Raw genomic sequence first — 2,328 nt, forward strand, 5'->3', positions numbered from 1 at the left:
CTCCCACAAGTTCGACGCCGTGTTCGGCGGCGGCCGCCGCGACGAGGAGAAGGCCCGCGCCAAGGAGCGGGTGTTCTCGCTGCGCGACGAGTTCGGCGCCTGGGACCCGCGGCGCCAGCGGCCCGAGCTGTGGTCGCTGTACAACGGCCGGCACGCGGTCGGCGAGCACGTGCGGGTCTTCCCGCTCTCCAACTGGACCGAGCTGGACGTCTGGCAGTACATCGAGCGCGAGAACATCGAGCTCCCGGAGATCTACTACGCCCACGAGCGCGACGTGTTCAAGCGCGACGGGATGTGGCTGACCGCCGGCGAGTGGGGTGGCCCCAAGGAGCACGAGACGGTCGAGAAGCGGCTGATCCGCTACCGCACCGTCGGCGACATGTCCTGCACCGGCGCCGTCGACTCCGACGCCGCCACCATCGCGGACGTCATCGCCGAGATCGCCGCCAGCCGCCTCACCGAGCGCGGCGCCACCCGGGCCGACGACAAGCTCTCCGAGGCCGCCATGGAAGACCGCAAGCGCGAGGGGTACTTCTAAGCATGAGCACCACCATCGAGACCAGCGCCACCTCGCTGCTCCGCTTCGCCACCGCCGGCTCCGTCGACGACGGCAAGTCCACCCTGGTCGGCCGGCTGCTGCACGACTCCAAGTCGGTCCTGGCGGACCAGATGGAGGCCGTCGAGCACGCCTCCCGCCGCCGCGGCCAGGAGGCGCCCGACCTGGCGCTGCTCACCGACGGCCTGCGCGCCGAACGCGAGCAGGGCATCACCATCGACGTGGCGTACCGCTACTTCGCCACCCCCCGGCGCCGGTTCATCCTCGCCGACACCCCCGGGCACGTGCAGTACACCCGGAACATGGTGACCGGCGCGTCCACCGCCGAGCTGACCGTCGTCCTGGTCGACGCCCGCAACGGCGTGGTCGAGCAGACCCGCCGGCACGCGGCCGTCGCCGCCCTGCTGCGCGTCCCGCACGTGGTGCTCGCGGTCAACAAGATGGACCTGGTGGAGTACGCGGAGCCGGTCTTCGCCGCCATCGCCGCCGAGTTCACCGCCTACGCCGCCTCGCTGGGCGTCAAGGACGTGGTGGCGGTGCCGATCTCGGCACTGGCCGGCGACAACGTGGTCGAGCCGTCCGCCCACATGGACTGGTACGGCGGCCCGACCCTGCTGGAGCACCTGGAGACCGTCCCGGTCGGCAGCGACCCGAGCGTCGAGCCGGCCCGCTTCCCGGTCCAGTACGTCATCCGCCCGCAGAGCGAGGAGAACCCCGACTACCGCGGCTACGCGGGCCAGCTCGCCTCCGGGGTGCTGCGGGTCGGCGACACCGTCACGGTGCTGCCCTCCGGCCACACCACCACGGTCGCCGGGATCGACGCACTCGGCGCCGGGACGGACATCGCCTGGGCCCCCCAGTCGGTCACCGTCCGGCTCGCCGACGACATCGACATCTCCCGCGGCGACCTCATCGCCGCCGGACCCACCCCGGCCCCCACCAAGGACATCGTGGCCACCGTCGCCCACCTCAACGAGCACCCGCTGCGCGCCGGCGACAAGGTCCTGCTCAAGCACACCACCCGCACGGTGCGCGCACTGGTCAAGGAGATCACCTACCGGATCGACATCGACTCGCTGGAGCAGCGCACCGGCACCGACGGACTCCACGTCAACGACATCGGCCACGTCGTACTGCGCACCGCCGAGCCGCTGGCCCTCGACGACTACCGCACCAACCGCCGGACCGGATCGTTCCTGCTGATCGACCCGGCCGACGGCACCACCCTCACCGCCGGCATGGCGGGCGAGGCCTTCGACACCGTACGCACCACCGATCCGAACGAGGAGGACTGGGTCTGATGTCCCGCGAGGCGTTCTCGGGCATGGACAAGGAAGGCGGCCGCATCGGCAGCGGCGTCCTCGGCAGCGGCCAGGGCGGCCTGACGCGATGTGGGGCCGGACAGGGGCGCTGATCCCCTGTCACCGGGCCGCCTTCCCCCAGCACGGCCGGCCCGGCCTGCCCGGCATCCCCGATGCCGACCGCACCACGACACTTCCCTGAACCGGGCGTCCCACCGACGCTCCTGCCACGAAGGACACCTCAGATGACCCTCCGTTCCGGTCTTCCGCATACCCGCAAGCGCATCGTCAGCGGCCGGATCAGACGCTCCGCCGCGGCCGCGGTCGCCTCGCTCGCCGCCCTCAGCCTGGTGACCGCGTGCAGCTACGGCTCGAAGAGCACCGACAAGGCCTCCGCCGCCCCGGCCGCCGCCTCCGGCGCGTCGGACAAGAAGCTGTCCGCCGACACCGTGAAGATCGGTTACTTCGCCA

The 2,328-nt window shown here is 71.7% G+C and carries 2 protein-coding genes and 1 pseudogene; all 3 read left to right on the forward strand.

Annotation, left to right across the window (positions count from 1 at the left end; translation table 11 throughout):
- On the forward strand, nucleotides 1-538 hold a 538-nt coding region (gene cysD, locus AA75_RS51940), incomplete at its 5' end, for a sulfate adenylyltransferase subunit CysD (RefSeq protein ID WP_033820694.1).
- A gap of 2 nt (nucleotides 539-540) precedes the next feature.
- Nucleotides 541-1,857 (forward strand): sulfate adenylyltransferase subunit 1, encoded by a 1,317-nt coding sequence (locus AA75_RS15995; RefSeq protein WP_033820695.1) that lies wholly within the window; start codon nucleotides 541-543, stop codon nucleotides 1,855-1,857.
- 245 nt (nucleotides 1,858-2,102) lie between these two features.
- Nucleotides 2,103-2,328 (forward strand): annotated as a pseudogene (locus tag AA75_RS16005) (hypothetical protein); the annotation flags it as partial.

This window comes from Kitasatospora sp. MBT63, from assembly GCF_000710465.2.
Taxonomy (GTDB): Bacteria; Actinomycetota; Actinomycetes; order Streptomycetales; family Streptomycetaceae; genus Kitasatospora.